Here is an 18,788-nt window from a genome sequence, read left to right on the forward strand (position 1 = left end):
TATTGATATTTCATGAATTTATAATAATTCGCACTAAATAAAGACTATTTGTAAGTTTTCTATAATGAATTGGCGATCTGCTTAGTGATAATCCTTATCGTCAGTGTTTATCTGATAACTGGCTTTGACAGGTTTGTACTAAGGCTTTTATTTAGGGTAGATTGAATACGCTGCCAAATAGAGCAGTTGCTGATAAATACTGTGTATTGTGTAGTTCATGAACCAGTCAGTTATCGCATTCTTATGCAAATGGGGAATTTGCAGAGATTATAAAAATATAATTAAAACAATATGGTGGTTGCGATTTCGTGATGATCCCTATAATGACAATGTCGTGTCGATGTGGCTATTGCTAGCGGCGACATACAGTGTTGACCATCGTTCGCACCAGTTGTCTATTTTGTTTGCATCGGGAGGATGTCTTTGGTCGCATCGGTGATGTAGTAGCGAATATATGCCGTTGTTACCATTGAGTTAAGCGCATGGTTGAAACGATTGTTAATTTTCTGAATTCCCTGTTATGGGGAAAACTGTTGGTTTATGCGCTGGTTGGCGCCGGTTTGTATTTTACTATCAGGCTGTTGTTTATCCAGATAACTCATCTGGGGCATTCTGCCAAAATTATGATGACTAGCCGCGAAGGATGTAGCAGCGGCCTGTCGTCTTTTCAAGTGTTTTGTACCAGCATGGCAGCGAGAGTCGGTGCCGGAAATATGGCGGGGGTTGCCGTGGCTATCGGCACCGCAGGGCCCGGCGCTGTGTTCTGGATGTGGATAATTGCGTTGCTTGGCATGGCTACTGCCATGGTGGAGTCTACATTAGCTCAGGTATATAAAGTCAGAGATAAAGACGGTCAGTTTCGCGGTGGTCCTTCCTATTACATGGAAAGAGGGTTGGGACAGCGCTGGATGGGCATACTGTTCGCCGTATTTCTGATCATTTCATTTGGTCTAGTTTTTAACGCTGTGCAAGCCAATACCATTACTGGCGCTTTGACGAAAGTGTTTGGCTGGCAACCCGTGTGGACGGGGGTATTGCTGGTTGTGGGCAGTGCACTAGTGATTATGGGTGGGCTACGTAAAGTGGCTCGCGTGTCAGAAGTTATCGTTCCGGTGATGGCCCTGGCGTACATTGCTATCGCGTTGGTCGTGGTCGCCTTGAATATCAACCAACTGCCTGCAATTTTACTGATGGTGGTTAAAAGTGCGTTCGGCTGGCAGGAAGTGGCTGCAGGTGGTGTCGCTTATACGGCATCACAGGCGTTACAGGCGGGGATTGCGCGTGGGCTTTTCTCTAACGAAGCCGGTATGGGCAGCGCTGCCAACGTTGCCGCGAGTGCCTCTCCCACGCCTAACCATCCAGCATCGCAGGGATTTGTGCAGATGGTTGGTGTGTTTGTGGATACTATTGTTATCTGTAGTGCTACCGCCGCCATTATTTTGCTTTCTGGAGAATGGGGCAATGGTACCTCTGAAGATGGGATTCAAATGACCATCAACGCCCTGACTCATCATGTCGGTGCCTGGGGCGGCTTTTTTGTTGCAGGTTCGATTCTGCTGTTCTGCTTTACTTCAATTATTGCCAACTACTCTTATGCCGAAACCAATGTGTTGTTTCTTACCGGTAACAGCAGAAAGGCGGTGCTGTTGTTCAAACTAGTGGTATTGGCGATGGTGATGTTTGGTTCCGTGGCGAAAATTTCGCTGGTGTGGAACATGGCGGATCTCTCCATGGGACTAATGGCGTTGGTAAATATCCTAGCATTGGTGTTGCTGTCTGGCGTCGCCATGCGGGTGATAAATGATTACCGCGACCAGTTGAGTGCCGGAGTCAGTCCGGTATTTGATAAACGTAACTTTCCAGATCTACAGGCTCAAATCGATAGTGATATCTGGACTGGCGAACCTGCAGAAGCGGTTGATAATGCTAAGGTTGCCCAGGTTAATACCTGAAATCGGTTGCCACTATCGAAAAAACCACGTGATTTCTGCGTGGTTTTTTTATTGTAGATCAGTATCATATTTGCGTTAACCGCCAACACGGAGTACCTGATGCTTATTCTGATTTCCCCTGCGAAGACTCTGGACTTCGAGAACCCCGCCACTGTTACTGATTACTCCCAAGCGGAGTATTTGGCATATAGCGAACAATTGATGTCGGTGTGCCGTCAGTTATCGCCGGCACAGATAGCATCGCTCATGAAGGTCAGCGATAAAATTGCTGGACTGAATGCGGCCCGCTTTGCTCAATGGCGGCCACCTTTTACTACCGCGAATGCCAAACAGGCGCTGTATGCTTTTCGTGGCGATGTTTACAGCGGACTTGATGCCGATTCTATGTCGGAGACCGTGGTTCAGGCGGCCCAACAACATCTGCGCATTCTGTCAGGGCTCTACGGACTGTTAAAACCGCTGGATCTGATACAACCATACCGCTTGGAAATGGGGATCCCGCTGGCAACGGCGCAAGGTACTAATCTTTATCAGTTTTGGGGCGATGTGATCACTGATGGTATTAATCAGGCACTGCAGCAACAGGGCGATGACGTGATAGTTAATCTGGCATCAAATGAGTACTTTAAAGCTGTGCGACCAGCAAAATTACAAGGGCGCTTAGTCTCTCCAGTATTTAAAGATGCTAAAAATGGTCAGTATAAAATTATCAGTTTCTACGCTAAGAAAGCTCGCGGCATGATGGCGCGTTATCTACTGCAACAATCGGTAACGACAATGGAAGGGCTGAAGCAGTTTAATAGCGCAGGCTATTACTACAGCGACACGCAATCGACCCCTGATGCCCCAGTATTTTTGCGGGATGAAGTATAAGAAAAAAGCCACTTAAAGCGGTCTTTTGTCTATATCCTTCATTTTGAGTTGCACGGTTATTTGAGTAGCGTTAATTGGTCTGCGTTCTGAACGGGTAAAAGATAACGCTCGTTCAAGCGCATTACCGCGCCTGCCACTGTGAGTTTCTTATTCAGAAAATAACCAGCCGGATCGACAATCCCCTGTTCTTGCAGTTGCGCAATGGCACCTGCGGTCAAGGCAAGCGATAGTGCATTGGTGTTGTCATCGTACAGATAAATAACGCCTTCATCGGCATACCTATCCTCGCTATGCTTGATAACCATGTCAATTTCAACATTGCGGCCAATCTGGTCGAGAGCCTGCCTGCTGCTTAGGTGTTCACGGGCGCGAGCATCAATAAGACAACTGGTAATAAACAGCAATGCAATGATTATCTGCAGTATCATGACCACTCCTGTAGCAGGCAATTCAACGAGTATCAAAAGTTAACTTGTGATACTAATCACTATAATTAACGTGTTAAATACTATTGTCCAATAAAATTATCGGCAGTGCTGTGGTGTCTTGGTGGTTTGTGAACTCCGCAACTATTTTAAGGTGCTGCGCCCTGCTGCAAGCGACTACTTGCGAGATAATCTTCCAATGCGCCAGGTGTAAATTGCAGGATTTGTATTTGTGACTGTAATGGGGGCTTGGCGGCAAAATACACTTGGTGTAGTCCAAACTTGCTCAGATCTTCTGCTTGATAGCTCCATAACCCTTTACCGGATAACTGCTGATTAAATGGCGCAACTTGTCCCATAATGGTGATTTCTTCGCGAACCCCAATGTGTCTGAAAAATGCACTTTCGCGCTGACGCCATTCAACGACAGATAGGCATTTATGCGGGTCTGCGTCTGGAATGAGAAAGGTGTACCACGGTTTATCCCAATGTTGTTGCCAGGCACCACCACTAAACCCGACCACACTGTCAGCATTCACCGTGACGCTCTTCGCGGCGGTAAAAATATAATTGGCGCAACTGCCCGCACAAATACCGCTCACTTCGAGCTCGATTTGCTGTTTGTGTACCCATTCTCCCAACATCATTCCGCCAGTGGGATTTCCCCCTGCGCTGGTGATTACCAGCCTAGAGATAGGCTCTGGGGCATCCTCAGCTACTGCCAGTAATCGTTTGACGTCGTCGATACGAGTATCACCTTTAAAGCGTAATGTATGGGCATCTGGCATAGTGATATCTGCCTTTGGTGGCAGATGGGTGGTGCAGGCACAGCCGCCTAACAGCAGCATAATCAGGGAACACACGGACCGATACATAGTCCCTCCTTCGGTATATGTAAAGCCAAGGACGGATGAGCGCTATTTGCGATATGAGCAAAAAATAACCATACGTAAAGATATACGCCAGTATTAATTAATAGATCGCTGAAGTAGCCCGCAATATTAGTAACAGCGTGATCTTCTTATCAAGATGATGTATCGTGACTCGATTCAAAAGTCATACATTAGAGCTAGAACATTAGTGTTTATAAACGCTGGTATTTCTGGTTCTGAGTTTATGCCGGTGCCGCAGTTGTGTGATTGTTAATAGGTAACCATGTTATAGCGACTGGTTCTGTTGTTGGCACCGCAATCCGTTTTTTAATCCAGAATTCTTCCGTATCGGCGTTGACACACTTGCTGTGTTTATGGCTGCTGGCCTCGCCGATATTGGATGATGTTTGATTCAGGAGAACAGAAGTAATGATGCTTGGCCCAATCATCAATAGTTGCGCCATTGTTGTCGGTGGTCTGCTCGGTGCCGTACTGGCAAAGTATATTCCGAGGCGGTTACAACTGGGATTACCTGCAACCTTTGCGTTGGCGTCCATCGCAATAGGCATCACCATGATCATCAAAGAACACAATCTACCTGTGGTGGTTCTGTCGCTGATTTTAGGCACCGCGCTCGGAGAATTACTGTATTTTGAGGCTGGTATCAGCAAAGCTGCGGCATTTATTCAGCAGAAAATGAACCGTTTACTGCCGATGCCGAGGGGGTTGGGCAAAGCTGAGTTTGCCCAACAATTTACCGCGTTGATTGTGCTGTTTGGTGCCAGTGGTTTAGGGATTATCGGCGCCATGACCGAAGGGTTAAATGGGGATTACAAACTGTTGCTGGTGAAATCTATGATGGATTTGGTCACCGCCATGATTTTTGCTATCGGGCTTGGTCCGGGGATAATTTTAATTGCAGTGGTGCAGTTTGCTGTGCAGGCATCATTGTTTTTACTGGCAAAGCCTATTTTGCCCTATATGGATGCGATGGCATATGCGGATTTCTCTGCGGTAGGTGGCATCATAATGCTGGCGATTGGTTTGCGTATTGCCAAAATTATGAATTTTGCGGTAGTAAATTTTCTGCCCGCATTGTTTCTGGTGTTACCGTTCTCCCATTGGTGGCGGCATTTTTTCCCGGCTTAATGGCAGCGGTTAAGGCGCAGACGGCCCCAATGTAATGAGCTGTCTTGATAGTGGTGACTTACTTCTGTATTCGACATATCACTTATATCACTGTGTGTTGGTCTCGACGGAATGGCTAAGATACCTACCGTCCTTCAGTTTGCCGTAGCTGCCTGGGGGGCGGGAATGGCCATTTCCTCTCTTTGTCTTATTGGGCGCGCACCACCGAATTTGCTGCCAAGTGTGGCGCGAGGCTGGATCTTGCATTAATAGTCAGTTCGGAAAGATAGTCGGGTTATCGCATTAAAACGGCAGTTGCTCCTTTTTTTACTCACAACTCCCTACCATCAGACACTCTGTTCCCAAGGACGTTCATCTGTGCGTGTGGTGGTTGCGGTGCCTTTGCCTGGTATAACCGCAAAAAGTTATCGGTCATTCTGACAATAATTGTTGTTTGGTTGACTAAGTGAGTGTCCATAAGCAGGTATCACGCAGTTACCGTGAGTAATTGCATGCGGGTTCACCAAGCCATTCGTCTTTCAATAGCCCGTAGCAACACATATTGCGACGCTTTCCATTCACCACAAAATACTGGCGTAGAATGCCTTCCAGCTTAAATCCGAGTTTTTCAGCGATGGCTATGCTGCCCTGATTGTCGTCATTGCAACACAACGCGATTTTGTCGAGTCCAGAGGCGAATAAGTGCTCAATTAACCAACGGCAAGCCATGGTGGTAATCCCTTGGCGCTGCCATTGTTTACCCAGCATGTAGCCAATTTCTGCCCAATTAGCATCGCGATTGATTTCCCGCACTAGCAGATAACCGGCCATGACTTCTCCGTCCCAGAGCGTATAAAAAAGCGCTTCACCTTGTGACTGGCGCGTCAGATTAGCGCTGATAACAGTTTGCATCTGAGCCAAATTGTGAGTGCGACTGACAAATGGGATCACTTCTTCATAGATGTCACGATTATCATTGATATGTGCTAGAAATGCCTCCGCCTGTTGCTGTTGCAAAGGTTTCAGCGTCAGCGTAGCAAAGGTCGCATGTTCAACAAGCTGCATCAGTTTTTCCCCTAGACCATCATCACGACAACAGCGTACCTGAAATAATTGTGGAAGGTAACGCCTACTGCAGTCTCGCCCCAAGTTGCCAACGGAGTATTTTCAGTGGCTCTTGGTGGCTAAAACACCATGGTGGCTACTTGTTGTGGAATTACCAGTTTGCCAGCGGTTTTGGCTCTGATTTCATCAATGGTTACGCCAGGTGCCAGCTCTTTTAAGTGAAATGTACCATCATGAATATGCAGTAGTGCTAGATCCGTTAGTACTGTATTAATGCATCCAACACCGGTTAACGGCAGGGTACATTGCGGTAGCAGCTTAGAGTTACCGGCTTTATCTGCATGCATCATAGTGACAATGATGTTGCGTGCCCCGGCAACCAAATCCATCGCGCCTCCCATCCCTTTGATCAATTTACCGGGGATCATCCAAGATGCAATCGCACCGGTGACATCGACCTCAAATGCTCCGAGTACCGTGAGGTCCACATGGCCGCCACGGATCATGGCAAAACTATCGGCACTGGAAAAAAACGAGGCACCCTTTACGGCGGTAACCGTCTGCTTGCCAGCATTGATAAGGTCGGCATCAACCGCGGCTTCATCGGGAAATTCGCCCATGCCTAACAGGCCATTTTCTGACTGTAGCATCACTTCAATGCCTGCCGGAATATAATTGGCCACTAATGTTGGGATGCCAATGCCCAAATTGACATAATCACCATCGCGCAGTTCGCGGGCCACCCGCATCGCCATTTGTTCTCTGGAAAGTGCCATGCTGTTCTCCTTAGACGTTGTGGCTCTTGACGGTACGTTTCTCGATGCGTTTTTCGAACCGACCTTGAATAACGCGGTCGACATAGATCCCGGGCGTGTGGATATGGTCCGGGTCCAACTCGCCAGCCTCAACAATCTCTTCGACTTCAGCCACAGTGATCTTGCCTGCAGTGGCCATCACCGGATTAAAGTTGGCTGCGGTATGACGGTAGATAAGATTGCCCATGGTGTCAGCCTTCCAGGCGCGTATTAACGCAAAATCTGCGGTCAATGCGGGTTCCAGTACATAATAGCGGCCGTCGATTTCGCGGGTTTCTTTGCCTTCAGCCACCGGTGTGCCGTAACCTGTCGCCGTAAAAAAGGCCGGAATGCCAGCGCCACCTGCGCGGATTTTTTCAGCCAGAGAACCTTGCGGTGTCAGAATCACTTCAAGCTCACCACTTAGCATTTGCTGTTCAAACAGGGCATTCTCACCGACATAAGAGGCAATCATGGTACTAATTTGGTGCCCTTGCAGTAGCAGTCCCAAACCAAAATCATCAACGCCGGCATTATTGGAGATAGCGGTTAATCCGGTCACTTGTCGCCTGACCATTTCGTTGATCAGTCCTTCTGGAATACCGCATAGACCAAAACCGCCCACCATCACTGTCATCCGGTTTTCTAAGCCGGACAATGCCTCGGAATAACTATTTACGACTTTATTCATGCCCGCCATTACTCGTGCTCCTGTTTCGCTGATACCGACTCGGCAGCTAACGCTTGTCCGACTTTGCTACTGTTTTGGCGCTGAAGGGCCTGACTTATCTGGGTGCCAGTTCGGGCTAGTTTTGCTAGGTCTACGCCCGTATGAATGCCTAAACCATGTAGCATATACACCAGATCTTCGGTCGCCAGATTACCAGAAGCGCCTTTGGCGTAAGGGCAGCCGCCAAGACCAGCAACTGCGGCATCCAGTGTGCTAACCCCACTATCAAGACAGGCCAGAATATTCGCTAACGCCTGACCATAAGTGTCGTGGAAATGCAGCGCCAATTGGGCTATTGGTACTTTACTGGCAACAGTATCTAGCATGTTTCTGGCTTTTCTTGGTGTGCCAATGCCAATGGTGTCGCCAAGAGAGATCTCATAAACGCCAAGTTGCAGTAATTCCTGTGCCACCGCAGCCACTTGGGATGGCGCAATGTCGCCCTCATACGGGCAGCCGAGTACACAGGAAACATACCCACGTACCGGAATGCCAAGGTGTTTGGCCTTAGCCATTATTGGCGCAAAGCGATCCAGCGATTCACGGATACTGCAGTTGATATTACGCTGACAAAAGCTTTCAGAGGCGGCAGTAAATATGGCTACTTCATCAACGCCAGCGGCTAGTGCAGCCTCAAATCCGACAAGATTTGGCGTCAACGCTGCATAGCTAACATCCGCACTGCGGGTTATCTGCTCTAGTACTGCGGCCGAATCAGCCATTTGCGGTACCCATTTGGCCGACACGAAACTGCCAGCTTCAATACGGTGCAGTCCGGCGCTAGCCAAGGCATCAATCAGTTGCACCTTGTCACTGAGCGCCAGCGGACGTTCATTTTGCAGGCCGTCACGCGGGCCCACTTCGTAGATACTGATGGATGAAGGATACATCAGGCCAGCTCCTTGGCACTGAACTGGACTAACAGCGCTCCGTGTTGCACTAATTCTCCGGTATGACACAAAAAGCTCTCAACAATGCCGTCTGTTGGCGCGTTGATCTGGTATTCCATTTTCATCGCCTCCAATACCAACAGTCCGCTACCCTTACAGACAACATCTCCCGGCTGCGCCAGTAACGTGACAATGGTGCCATTCATGGGGGCTTGCAGCGAAGCATCGCCAGGGTGACCTGTAGAATCGTAACTTTGAGGCCCACAATCAAACTGCCAGACATGACCGTGTCGCAGCAGCCACAGAGTTTCCTGCTGCTGACAGAAATGCCAGTGTTGGCTATGGCCGTCGAGAGCGAGCTTTAGCTGATGCGCACTGGTTATTTCGCCACTGACGATGACCTGAGTATCGACATCATCTGCTGTAGCGCTGGCGTTGATGGTCAGTGAATACTCACCGCTGGTTTGCTGCTGTAGCCGCAAGTGGAAACTTGAGGCAGTTGCCGTTGCGTTATAGCGCAGCAATAAATTGCATTCTGGCGCAGCATTAAGCCGAAAACCGCTCAAGCGCTGCCAGGGGGAGTTGTGAGTGTGAACTTGCGATTTAGACGCCAATAGACTCACCATGGCCGCGGCCGCAAGTACTTCCGTCGTCGGTGTTGGCGTTGTTGCTTGCAGCAACAATTCATCAAGATGTTGTTCAATGAAATGGGTGCTGAAATCTTCACTGATAAAGGCCGGATGCGATGTCAGCGCTGCCAGAAAGGCAATGTTATGGCGCAGCCCGGCTATCTGATACTGTTGCAACGCTAGTGTCAGCTGTCGCAGCGCGTCGCTACGCGTGGGTTGCCAGATGACCAGTTTAGCAATCATCGGATCGTAGAAAGGCGTAATGACATCCCCTTGGCGCACACCAGTATCTAAGCGTAAATGCGCCATTGCTGGGGGTTCTTGCAAATATTGCAGTGGGCCGGCAGCGGGAAGAAAGTTATGGCTGGGATCCTCGGCGTAAATTCGGGCTTCGACGGCATGGCCTCTGAGCGTCACTTGTTGTTGCGTTAATGGCAGAGGCTCACCAGCGGCAACGCTGAGCTGCCAGGCGACCAGATCCTGACCGGTGATCAGTTCTGTCACTGGATGCTCCACCTGCAAGCGGGTATTCATCTCCATGAAGTAAAACTGCTGGTCGCTATCCAGCAGGAACTCAATGGTACCTGCACCGCAATAGCCAATAGCTTTAGCGGCAGCAACGGCGGCTTGTCCCATCTGCTGTCTGAGTCCATCACTCAATCCAGGCGCGGGGGCTTCTTCAATCACTTTCTGGTGCCGACGTTGTAGCGAGCAATCGCGATCGCCTAAGTAAATGCAGTGGCCTTGCTGATCGGCAAATACCTGTACTTCAATATGACGCGGCTGTGTCAGATAGCGCTCCAACAGTACTGTATCATTGCCAAAGGCCGCTTTAGCTTCCCGCTTGGCGGCCGCCAGCGCAGCGGTAAAGTCTGACGCATTCGTCACCACTCGCATTCCCTTACCGCCTCCACCATAAGCGGCTTTGATTAGTAGCGGAAAGCCAATAGTGTTGGCTTGCTGTTGTAGAAAACGGCTTGCTTGTTCCGGGCCATGATAACCCGGCACCAATGGCACTCCGGCAGCCGCCATAATCGCTTTGGCGGCACTTTTACTGCCCATGGCTTCAATGGCGCTGGCGGGCGGTCCCACAAAAATCAGCCCATGCGCGCTACAGGCGCTGGCGAAAGCGGCATTTTCTGAAAGAAAGCCGTATCCGGGATGGATAGCATCGGCACCACAGCGCTTCGCAGCATCGATAATTGCGTCAATATCCAGATAAGGTGCGAGTGCTGAATCGCCGCTCAGTTCGAGCGCTTCATCGGCAAGGCTGACATGCAGTGCATGACGGTCAACCGCAGAATGAATCGCGAGGGTGCTAATCCCTAATTGCTGGCAGGTCCGTATAATGCGGCAGGCTATTTCACCGCGATTGGCAATCAATAATTTACGAATGCTGAGCTCAGTCATGCGCAGGCTCCTGTGGGATGGCTGTGCGCTCTGGTTGCCACCTTGGCGAACGTTTATCAAAAAAGGCAGCGATACCTTCAGCAGCCTCTTTACTGGCACGGACGTTGGCAATGGTTTGAACTGTCAGATTCGTGAGCGCTTCATCAAGTGGTGCAGTTTCTATCTGTGCCAGCAAGGTTTTACACTGCCGCTGAGCATCTGGCCCTCCTTGCAGTAAGGCGGTGACTATGTGCTGTGCAGCGTTTTCTAGATCATCGTTTACCTGATGCACTAATCCGAGTTGTAAGGCGGTGATGGCATCTATTAACTCAGCACTCAGTGCATAGCGTCGTAGCTGCCGCATCCCAATGCTGCGATGAACATAGGGTGATATCACCGCCGGGAGCAGCCCAAGCCGGACTTCACTCAAACAGAAACGAGCATTACGGCTAGCGATGGCTACATCACAACAGCAAATCAGCCCCAGTGCCCCGCCAAAGGCTGCGCCTTGTACCAAGGCCACTGTGGGTTTGGGGAAATTGTCCAGCGTTTGCATCAGTGTTGCTAGCTCACGGGCATCACTAATATTGGCGTCCTGGTTCATTTTCGCTTGACGCTGCATCCAGTGCAGGTCGGCACCTGCACTGAAATGTTTTCCTTGGCCGCGCAGCAGCAATAATCGACAGTCAGGATCATTCGAAAGTTGATTTAAGACCGTGATTAATTCGGCTATCAACTGCTCATCAAAGGCATTGGCGGCATCTGGGCGATTGAGGATAAGTTGACATACGCCTTGCGCATCTCGCTTGAGTAGAGTGTGTTGCATGTTGGCCTCCTACATGCGAAATACGCCAAATTGGCTGGGCTCAATGGGAGCATTGGCCGCGGCGGCCAGCGCTAGGCCGACAACATCACGGGTTTGCGCCGGGTCGATAATACCGTCGTCCCATAACCGGGCGCTGGCATGATAGGGATTGCCCTCACGTTCGTATTTCTCAACGATAGGGGCTTTAAAAGCAGCTTCATCGGCCTGTGACCAGGATTGGCCCTGGCGTTCCATACTGTCGCGTTTGACTGTTGCCAGAACATTGGCGGCCTGTTCGCCCCCCATGACCGAAATACGCGCATTGGGCCAGATCCACATCATGGTCGGATCATAAGCGCGGCCACACATACCGTAATTGCCCGCACCGTAACTGCCACCAATGATGACGGTAAATTTCGGCACATTGGCGCAGGCAACGGCCATTACCATTTTGGCACCGTGTTTGGCGATGCCTTCCTGCTCATATTTTTTCCCAACCATAAAGCCGGTGATGTTTTGCAAAAACAGCAACGGGATCTGCCGTTGACAGCATAGCTCAATGAAGTGAGCCCCTTTCTGCGCCGACTCAGAAAACAAAATGCCGTTGTTAGCCACTATGCCAATGGCATAGCCGTGCAGACGGGCAAAGCCACACACTAACGTGGTACCGTAGTTGGCTTTGAACTCGTCAAAATCGGAGTCATCAACCAATCTGGCGATCACCTCGCGCACGTCATAAGGTTTTTTCAGATCGGTGCCGACAATACCGTACAGCTCCCGCCCATCGTAGCGTGGCGGTATCACCGCGGATTGTGGCATAACAGTTGGTGCTGGATGGTTAAGCCGTGACACGGCTTGTCGTGCCAATTGCAATGCATGGGCGTCATTTTGTGCCAGATGATCGGCCACGCCGGATAAGTGGGTATGAACGTCACCGCCGCCTAACTCTTCGGCAGATACCTCTTCGCCAGTGGCAGCCTTTACCAGCGGTGGCCCAGCCAGGAAAATAGTGCCTTGATTGGCTACAATAATTGATTCATCGGCCATGGCCGGAACATAGGCACCACCGGCAGTACAAAGGCCCATCACTACGGCTATCTGCGGAATGCCTTTAGCTGACATACGAGCCTGGTTATAAAAAATGCGGCCAAAATGCTCGCGATCCGGAAATACTTCATCCTGCAATGGTAGATTGGCGCCACCAGAGTCCACTAAATAAATACAGGGCAGGCGACAACGCTCAGCAATCATCTGCGCCCGCAGATGCTTCTTCACCGTTAACGGATAATAAGTACCGCCTTTAACGGTGGCATCGTTAACGATGATCATGCATTCGCAGCCACTGACGCGGCCGATACCGGCAATCACTCCTGCAGCTGGCACGGTCTCTTCATAGACGTCAAATGCGGCAAATTGGCTAATTTCAAGAAACGGAGCATCGGCATCGAGCAGTTGCGCCAGCCGTTGTCGGGGTGCCAGCTTGCCTTTGCTGCAGTGACGCTGCATAGCGCGCTCACCGCCACCTTCAGCAATTTTCGCCAGTTTCTGTTTGAGATCATCCACTAACTGCTGCATTGCTTGCTGACGGCTGATAAAGGCGTCAGCGGTGGGATTGATCTGGCTGATGATGCGGGTCATAGAGGTTGGCTCCGCTACTGGTTAGAAGGTCGTTCAGTGACTCTCACTGAACAGTTCGCGGCCGATAAGCATGCGGCGAATTTCCGAGGTGCCCGCACCTATCTCATACAGTTTGGCGTCGCGCAGTAATCGTCCGGCCGGGTAATCATTGATATAACCGTTACCGCCTAAGAGCTGGATGGCATCTAGGGCGGCTCGAGTAGCTCTTTCGGCGCTATAAAGAATGGCGCCTGCTGCATCTTTACGACTGGCACGGCCTTGATCACAAGCTCTGGCAACGGCGTAAACATAGGCTTTGGCGGCGTTCATTTCGGTATACATGTCGGCCAGTTTGGCCTGAACTAGCTGGAACTCGCCAATCGCCTTGCCAAATTGCTGGCGCTCAGCGGTGTAGGGCAATACCAGATCAAGACAGGCGGTCATGATGCCCAACGGGCCCCCAGCAAGCACCACACGTTCATAGTCAAGACCGCTCATCAGTACCTTGGTGCCGTGATTCAGTTTGCCGAGGATGTTTTCTTCAGGGACTGCACAATCGGTAAATACCAACTCGCAAGTACTGGAGCCGCGCATGCCTAATTTGTCTAATTTTTGTGCTGTGGCAAATCCTGGGAAATCGCGTTCAACAATAAAAGCCGTTATGCCCTTGGCACCCAGTTGTGGTTCCGTTTTGGCGTAGACCACAAACACGTCAGCATCGGGACCGTTGGTGATCCACATCTTGTTGCCGTTGAGCAGATAGTGGTCACCTTGTTTGCGGGCATACAGTTTCATTGAAACCACATCGGAGCCTGCATTGGGTTCACTCATCGCCAATGCGCCGATATGCTCACCACTGACCAGTTTTGGCAAATAACGATCTTTTTGTGCGGCAGTGCCATTACGGAAAATCTGATTAACACACAGATTAGAGTGGGCACCGTATGATAATCCGACAGAAGCGGAGGCGCGGGAAATCTCTTCCATCGCGACCACATGAGCCAGATAGCCCATGCCGCTGCCACCGAAATCTTCACTGACGGTAATTCCCAGCAGCCCCATATCACCTAAAAGTGGCCATAGTGCTGTGGGTAATTGATTATCTTGGTCAATTTTTGCTGCTAAAGGCGCAATCTGATCGGTGGCGAATGCAGCAACTGCCTGCCGCAACATCTCGATATCTTCCCCAAGTCCGAAGTCAAGTCCTGAATAGCTGGATAGCATGGTTGGCTCCTGTGTCGACGCTGAAATCCGCTGCGACTTGCAGATGATGACAGCGACGTGATTAACCGGTTTTTTCAGTCGTAATTTCTGCCAGTGCTTCGCGGCACTGGGTTTCTGCTGCCATCAGTTCCATCAATACAATTTTGATGTCGTCCATCTGTTGCTGCAGCGAGGTCTTCTTATCTTCTATCAACTGCAGCATGGTGCTGAGTTGCGATACACTGCTTTTATCGGCGTCATACAATTCAAACAACCGTCTGGTTTCCCCAAGCGAAAAGCCGAGGCGCTTACCACGCAGGATAAGTTTCAGCCGTACGCGATCTTTCAGACTATAAATACGGGTCTGGCCTCGACGCTTAGGTTTCAACAGCCCCTGATCTTCATAAAAGCGGATACTGCGGGTGGTAATATCAAATTCCCGTGACAGGTCACTAATGGAATAAGTGGTTTGGGGAGTTGGTCGGATACTCATTAAATAACACTCAGTTAGCAGCAATAACCGCAAGATATATGAAGTTTACGTAAAGGTAAAGTTGCTGAATGCATTTTAGAGCAGAATGATAATTTTTCACCAGCGCATTTTTTCAGGTCTGTCCAGTCACCCACTTAGCAAAAAGTCTTAAAAAAGCCCGGTTTAGGCTAACGTCTAATAGGGTCTGATTATAAAAGCGTCTATTAATGAAAGCGGAAGGAAGGGGTGTGTTATGCCGAGAGGCGGTCCTTGGGGAGGACAGTTAGATGACAGATCCGGGTTTAGCCCTGTACCAGCAATCCATTGAGGACAAAGCTGCGTTCTGGGGTGAATGCGCCAAAGCTATAGACTGGTACCAGACATGGGAAAAAGTACTGGATGACAGCCATGCGCCATTTTATCGCTGGTTCAGCAAAGGTCAGTTAAATACTTGCTACAACGCGGTGGATCGTCACGTGCAGGCCGGCAGGGGAGCACAGTTTGCCATTCGTTATTTCAGTCCGGTCACGGATACCGAATATGGTGTGACTTATGCCGAGCTTCAGGCGCAGGTAAGCCGTTTAGCAGGGTATATGGCGTCTGTTGGGGTGACCAAGGGCGACAGGGTGGTGATTTACATGCCGATGGTGCCAGAAACCGTATATGCCATGCTGGCTTGTGCGCGTATCGGTGCTATTCATTCGGTGGTTTTCGGTGGCTTTGCCGCCAATGAACTGGCAACCCGCATTAACGATGCCAAACCTAAGTTGGTGATGAGTGCCTCCTGTGGTGTAGAACCTTCTGGGGTAGTGCCTTACAAACCATTGCTGGATAAAGCACTGGAACAATCCAACCATAAAGTTGAACGTTGTTTGATCCTTGAACGCAGCCAGTATGTTGCGCAATTGCAGGATGGGCGCGATTACGACTGGCAGCAGGCCATTAAAGATGCTGTTCCAGCAGAATGTGTGCCCGTTGCCGCAACCGATCCTCTGTATGTTTTATATACATCTGGAACAACTGGTCAGCCTAAGGGGGTCGTGCGTGACAATGGCGGTCATGCCGTTGCGCTGGCGTGGTCCATGAAGCATATCTACAACATCAATCCTGGGGATACTTTCTGGGCGGCATCTGATGTTGGGTGGGTTGTTGGGCATTCGTATATTGTGTATGCACCGTTACTGGTGGGCGCAACCACAGTGTTGTACGAAGGCAAGCCGGTCGGCACGCCTGATCCTGGTATTTTCTGGCGCACTATTGAGAAATATGGCGTAAAGAGTTTCTTTACCGCACCCACGGCAATTCGCGCGATTAAACGTGAAGATCCCAACGGTCATTATGTCGATGGTGTCAATCTGAGTTGCCTGGAAACGCTGTTCCTGGCGGGCGAGCGCTGCGATCCCGACACCTTACATTGGGCTGGCGCTAAACTCGGTAAGCCGGTGATAGACCACTGGTGGCAGACTGAAACCGGTTGGGCAGTGGCTGCAAACCTGATGGGTGTGCAGGCCATTCCTGTAAAACCTGGGTCACCCGCACGTGCCGTGCCAGGATACCAGGTGGAAGTTGTTGATGAATTCGGTGCGCAGGTGCCGCCGGGCCAATCGGGTAACGTGGTGATTAAGTTGCCTTTGCCACCCGGGACCTTAACCACCTTATGGCAAAACGATAAACGTTACCAAGAAAGTTATCTTAGTATGTACCCCGGTTATTACCTTACCGGTGATGCTGGTTACATGGACGAAGATGGTTATTTGTACATCATGAGCCGCATTGACGACATCATCAATGTGGCCGGTCACCGGTTGTCGACCGGGCGCTTTGAGGAGGTGTTGTGTCAGCACCCAGCCGTTGCCGAGGCTGCGGTCATCGGGGTTGATGACAAGCTCAAAGGGCAAGTGCCGTTGGGGCTGGTGGTACTAAAAAATGGTATCGATATCAGCGAAAAACAGTTACATGACGAGCTGGTGGCCAAAGTCCGGCAGGAGATTGGTCCTGTGGCCGCATTTAAGTTGGTGAGTGCCGTACAGAAATTGCCTAAGACCCGCTCCGGCAAGATTCTGCGGGGTACTATGCGCAAGATTGCAGACAATCAATCTTATACACCGCCAGCAACGATTGAAGATCCCTTAACGCTGGATCTGGTACGTGATGCGCTGACCCGTATGGGATATGCCGACGCCTTGCTGCAGCAGCACGTCTGATCCTTTATTAATCATTCAATTACAGCCCACTTCTGGTGGGCTTAATTGTTTGCCAGTTTCATCATTTCTGAATAATCGAGCAAATCTGCCGCAGTTATCGCCAGAGTTTGTTGGAAAAAAACAACAAAAGCTCAGTATAATATGCTCTTTTATACGACTGAGTCGTGAATGCGCTGTGGTTATAGCAACGACAACTGGTGAAAAATTATGAAATTCCAATCTGCTGATATTGGGGTTATCGGTCTGGGGGTGATGGGGAAGAATCTGGCCCTCAACATTGTAGACAATGGTTACCGGGTGGCCGCCTTTGATCTGGATGCTGCAAAAGTCTTGGCGGCAGAACAGCAGGCGCTGACTGAAGTGCCTCAGCGTGGTTTAGTGCTGAAGGGCTTCGATGCTATGCCGGAGTTATTGCAATCATTGAGCAAACCGCGAGTCCTATTATTATCGGTTCCCGCCGGGAAACCCGTGGATGGGGTGTGTCAGGCACTGATTGCAGCGGGTATTGAGCGTGATGATATTGTCATCGACACCGGTAACAGTTTGTGGACTGACACCATCGCGCGTGAGCAGCAATATAAAGACAAATTTATCTTTCTCAGTTCTGCTGTTTCCGGAGGGGAAGTGGGAGCCCGCTTTGGGCCTTCATTAATGCCCAGCGGTGATAAAGCTGCTTGGGAACAGATCGCGCCTATTTGGCAGGCCATCGCCGCGAAAGTTGACAACACCACTGGGCAGCCAATGGAGCGCAGTCAGCCAGGTCAGATTATTAAAGGCGGTGAACCTTGCACCGCGTATATCGGTCCCTCGGGGGCCGGTCATTACGTCAAAATGGTGCATAACGGCATCGAATACGCTGACATGCAACTGATATGCGAAGCGTATCAGCTTCTGCATCACGGTTTGGGAATGCCTGCTGCCGAAATCGCCAGCGTTTTTGAACAGTGGAATCAGGGTAAACTCAACAGTTATCTCATCGGCATCAGCGCCGAAGTCCTCAAGCAGCAGGATCCGCTGACTGGCAAACCATTAGTGGAAATGATCCTCGATAAAGCCGGACAAAAAGGCACCGGCTTGTGGACGGCCGTTAGCAGTCTGCAGATAGGCTGCCCAGCACCGACCATTGCCGAGGCGGTATACGCTAGGGCCATGAGTACCCAGAAAGCGTTGCGTCAGCAACTCAGTCAACAGTTGGCGGGGCCAAAAACACACGTTGATATCGACCAACGGCAGTCGCTGATTGATGCCTTGGAAGCGGCATTATACTGCGCCAAGGTTTGTGCCTATGCCCAAGGTTTTCAATTGATGGCAATGAATGCCAAAGAGCAGGGGTGGCAACTGGATTTTGCCGCTATTGCCCGTATCTGGCGCGCCGGCTGTATTATCCGTGCAGGTTTCCTGCAAACCATTACGGATGCTTATGTGGCTGAGCCACAACTGGACAATCTGCTACAGGCGGAAAGCTTTGCCGGTGCCTTATCCGCATTGCAGTCAAAGTGGCGTCAGGTAGTTGCCAGTGCAGTGCTTAACGGTGTTGCAGTTCCTTGCATCAGTTCTGCTTTGGCCTATTACGATAGCTTCCGCTGTGCCACTTTGCCCGCCAATCTGTTGCAGGCTCAACGTGACTTTTTTGGATCTCATACTTTTGAGCGTACGGATAAGCTAGCGGGTGAAAAGTATCACCTGAACTGGAGTCAGTCCGACCGTACTTTAGTAAAAATCGACTGATAGCGGTGTGCG

At 50.2% G+C, this 18,788-nt stretch carries 16 protein-coding genes; 5 read left to right on the forward strand and 11 right to left on the reverse strand.

Annotation, left to right across the window (positions count from 1 at the left end):
• Positions 1-482 precede the first annotated feature (482 nt).
• Together J3L11_RS11915 and yaaA are read left to right on the forward strand one after the other, a co-directional pair.
• Entirely contained in the window at positions 483-1,952 is a 1,470-nt protein-coding gene (locus J3L11_RS11915; RefSeq protein ID WP_207571123.1) for a sodium:alanine symporter family protein, read from the forward strand.
• Positions 1,953-2,051: 99 nt separating this feature from the next.
• Complete coding sequence (yaaA, locus tag J3L11_RS11920) at positions 2,052-2,825, forward strand: peroxide stress protein YaaA (protein ID WP_207571124.1); 774 nt, start codon at positions 2,052-2,054, stop codon at positions 2,823-2,825.
• A gap of 56 nt (positions 2,826-2,881) precedes the next feature.
• Here yaaA and J3L11_RS11925 read toward each other — a convergent pair whose 3' ends face one another.
• Together J3L11_RS11925 and J3L11_RS11930 are read right to left on the reverse strand one after the other, a co-directional pair.
• Complete coding sequence (locus tag J3L11_RS11925; protein WP_207571125.1) at positions 2,882-3,253, reverse strand: hypothetical protein; 372 nt, start codon at positions 3,251-3,253, stop codon at positions 2,882-2,884.
• A gap of 146 nt (positions 3,254-3,399) precedes the next feature.
• On the reverse strand, positions 3,400-4,125 hold the full coding sequence (locus J3L11_RS11930) for a hypothetical protein (protein ID WP_207571126.1): 726 nt from the start codon (positions 4,123-4,125) through the stop codon (positions 3,400-3,402).
• Between the two features lie 426 nt (positions 4,126-4,551).
• Between J3L11_RS11930 and J3L11_RS11935 the strand changes: the two genes are divergently transcribed.
• Complete coding sequence (locus tag J3L11_RS11935; protein WP_207571127.1) at positions 4,552-5,271, forward strand: DUF554 domain-containing protein; 720 nt, start codon at positions 4,552-4,554, stop codon at positions 5,269-5,271.
• Positions 5,272-5,745: 474 nt separating this feature from the next.
• Here the strand turns inward: J3L11_RS11935 and J3L11_RS11940 are convergent, their stop codons facing one another.
• From J3L11_RS11940 to J3L11_RS11980, 9 genes are all read right to left on the reverse strand, one after another.
• Positions 5,746-6,315: a GNAT family protein gene (locus J3L11_RS11940; RefSeq protein ID WP_207571128.1), complete on the reverse strand. Its 570-nt coding sequence runs from the start codon at positions 6,313-6,315 to the stop codon at positions 5,746-5,748.
• Positions 6,316-6,434: 119 nt separating this feature from the next.
• A complete protein-coding gene (locus J3L11_RS11945; RefSeq protein ID WP_207571129.1) occupies positions 6,435-7,091 on the reverse strand; it encodes a 3-oxoacid CoA-transferase subunit B in 657 nt (218 codons plus the stop codon).
• Positions 7,092-7,101: 10 nt separating this feature from the next.
• Complete coding sequence (locus J3L11_RS11950) at positions 7,102-7,809, reverse strand: CoA transferase subunit A (RefSeq protein ID WP_133038600.1); 708 nt, start codon at positions 7,807-7,809, stop codon at positions 7,102-7,104.
• Positions 7,809-8,729 carry a hydroxymethylglutaryl-CoA lyase gene (locus J3L11_RS11955; RefSeq protein WP_207571130.1) on the reverse strand — a complete coding sequence of 307 codons (921 nt, stop codon included), beginning with the start codon at positions 8,727-8,729 and terminating at the stop codon, positions 7,809-7,811. The genes J3L11_RS11950 and J3L11_RS11955 overlap by 1 nt, the downstream gene beginning before the upstream one ends.
• The gene (locus J3L11_RS11960; protein ID WP_207571131.1) at positions 8,729-10,768 is read right to left on the reverse strand and encodes an acetyl-CoA carboxylase biotin carboxylase subunit; all 2,040 of its coding nucleotides are present in this window, start codon (positions 10,766-10,768) and stop codon (positions 8,729-8,731) included. The genes J3L11_RS11955 and J3L11_RS11960 overlap by 1 nt, the downstream gene beginning before the upstream one ends.
• The gene (locus J3L11_RS11965; protein WP_207571132.1) at positions 10,761-11,573 is read right to left on the reverse strand and encodes an enoyl-CoA hydratase-related protein; all 813 of its coding nucleotides are present in this window, start codon (positions 11,571-11,573) and stop codon (positions 10,761-10,763) included. The genes J3L11_RS11960 and J3L11_RS11965 overlap by 8 nt, the downstream gene beginning before the upstream one ends.
• 9 nt (positions 11,574-11,582) lie before the next feature.
• Entirely contained in the window at positions 11,583-13,190 is a 1,608-nt protein-coding gene (locus J3L11_RS11970; protein WP_207571133.1) for a carboxyl transferase domain-containing protein, read from the reverse strand.
• A 33-nt stretch (positions 13,191-13,223) separates the two neighbouring features.
• Positions 13,224-14,393, reverse strand: coding sequence for an isovaleryl-CoA dehydrogenase (locus J3L11_RS11975; protein ID WP_207571134.1), 1,170 nt, complete (start codon positions 14,391-14,393; stop codon positions 13,224-13,226).
• A 61-nt stretch (positions 14,394-14,454) separates the two neighbouring features.
• Complete coding sequence (locus J3L11_RS11980) at positions 14,455-14,865, reverse strand: MerR family DNA-binding transcriptional regulator (RefSeq protein ID WP_133038594.1); 411 nt, start codon at positions 14,863-14,865, stop codon at positions 14,455-14,457.
• 266 nt (positions 14,866-15,131) lie between these two features.
• On the opposite strand from J3L11_RS11980, the gene J3L11_RS11985 reads away from it, so the two are divergent.
• Positions 15,132-17,048 carry a propionyl-CoA synthetase gene (locus J3L11_RS11985; RefSeq protein ID WP_207571135.1) on the forward strand — a complete coding sequence of 639 codons (1,917 nt, stop codon included), beginning with the start codon at positions 15,132-15,134 and terminating at the stop codon, positions 17,046-17,048.
• A gap of 207 nt (positions 17,049-17,255) precedes the next feature.
• On the forward strand, positions 17,256-18,776 hold the full coding sequence (gene gndA, locus J3L11_RS11990) for an NADP-dependent phosphogluconate dehydrogenase (protein ID WP_207571136.1): 1,521 nt from the start codon (positions 17,256-17,258) through the stop codon (positions 18,774-18,776).
• Positions 18,777-18,788: the final 12 nt, after the last annotated feature.

The organism is Shewanella sp. 4t3-1-2LB (genome assembly GCF_017368415.1).
Lineage (GTDB): Bacteria > Pseudomonadota > Gammaproteobacteria > Enterobacterales > Shewanellaceae > Shewanella > Shewanella fodinae.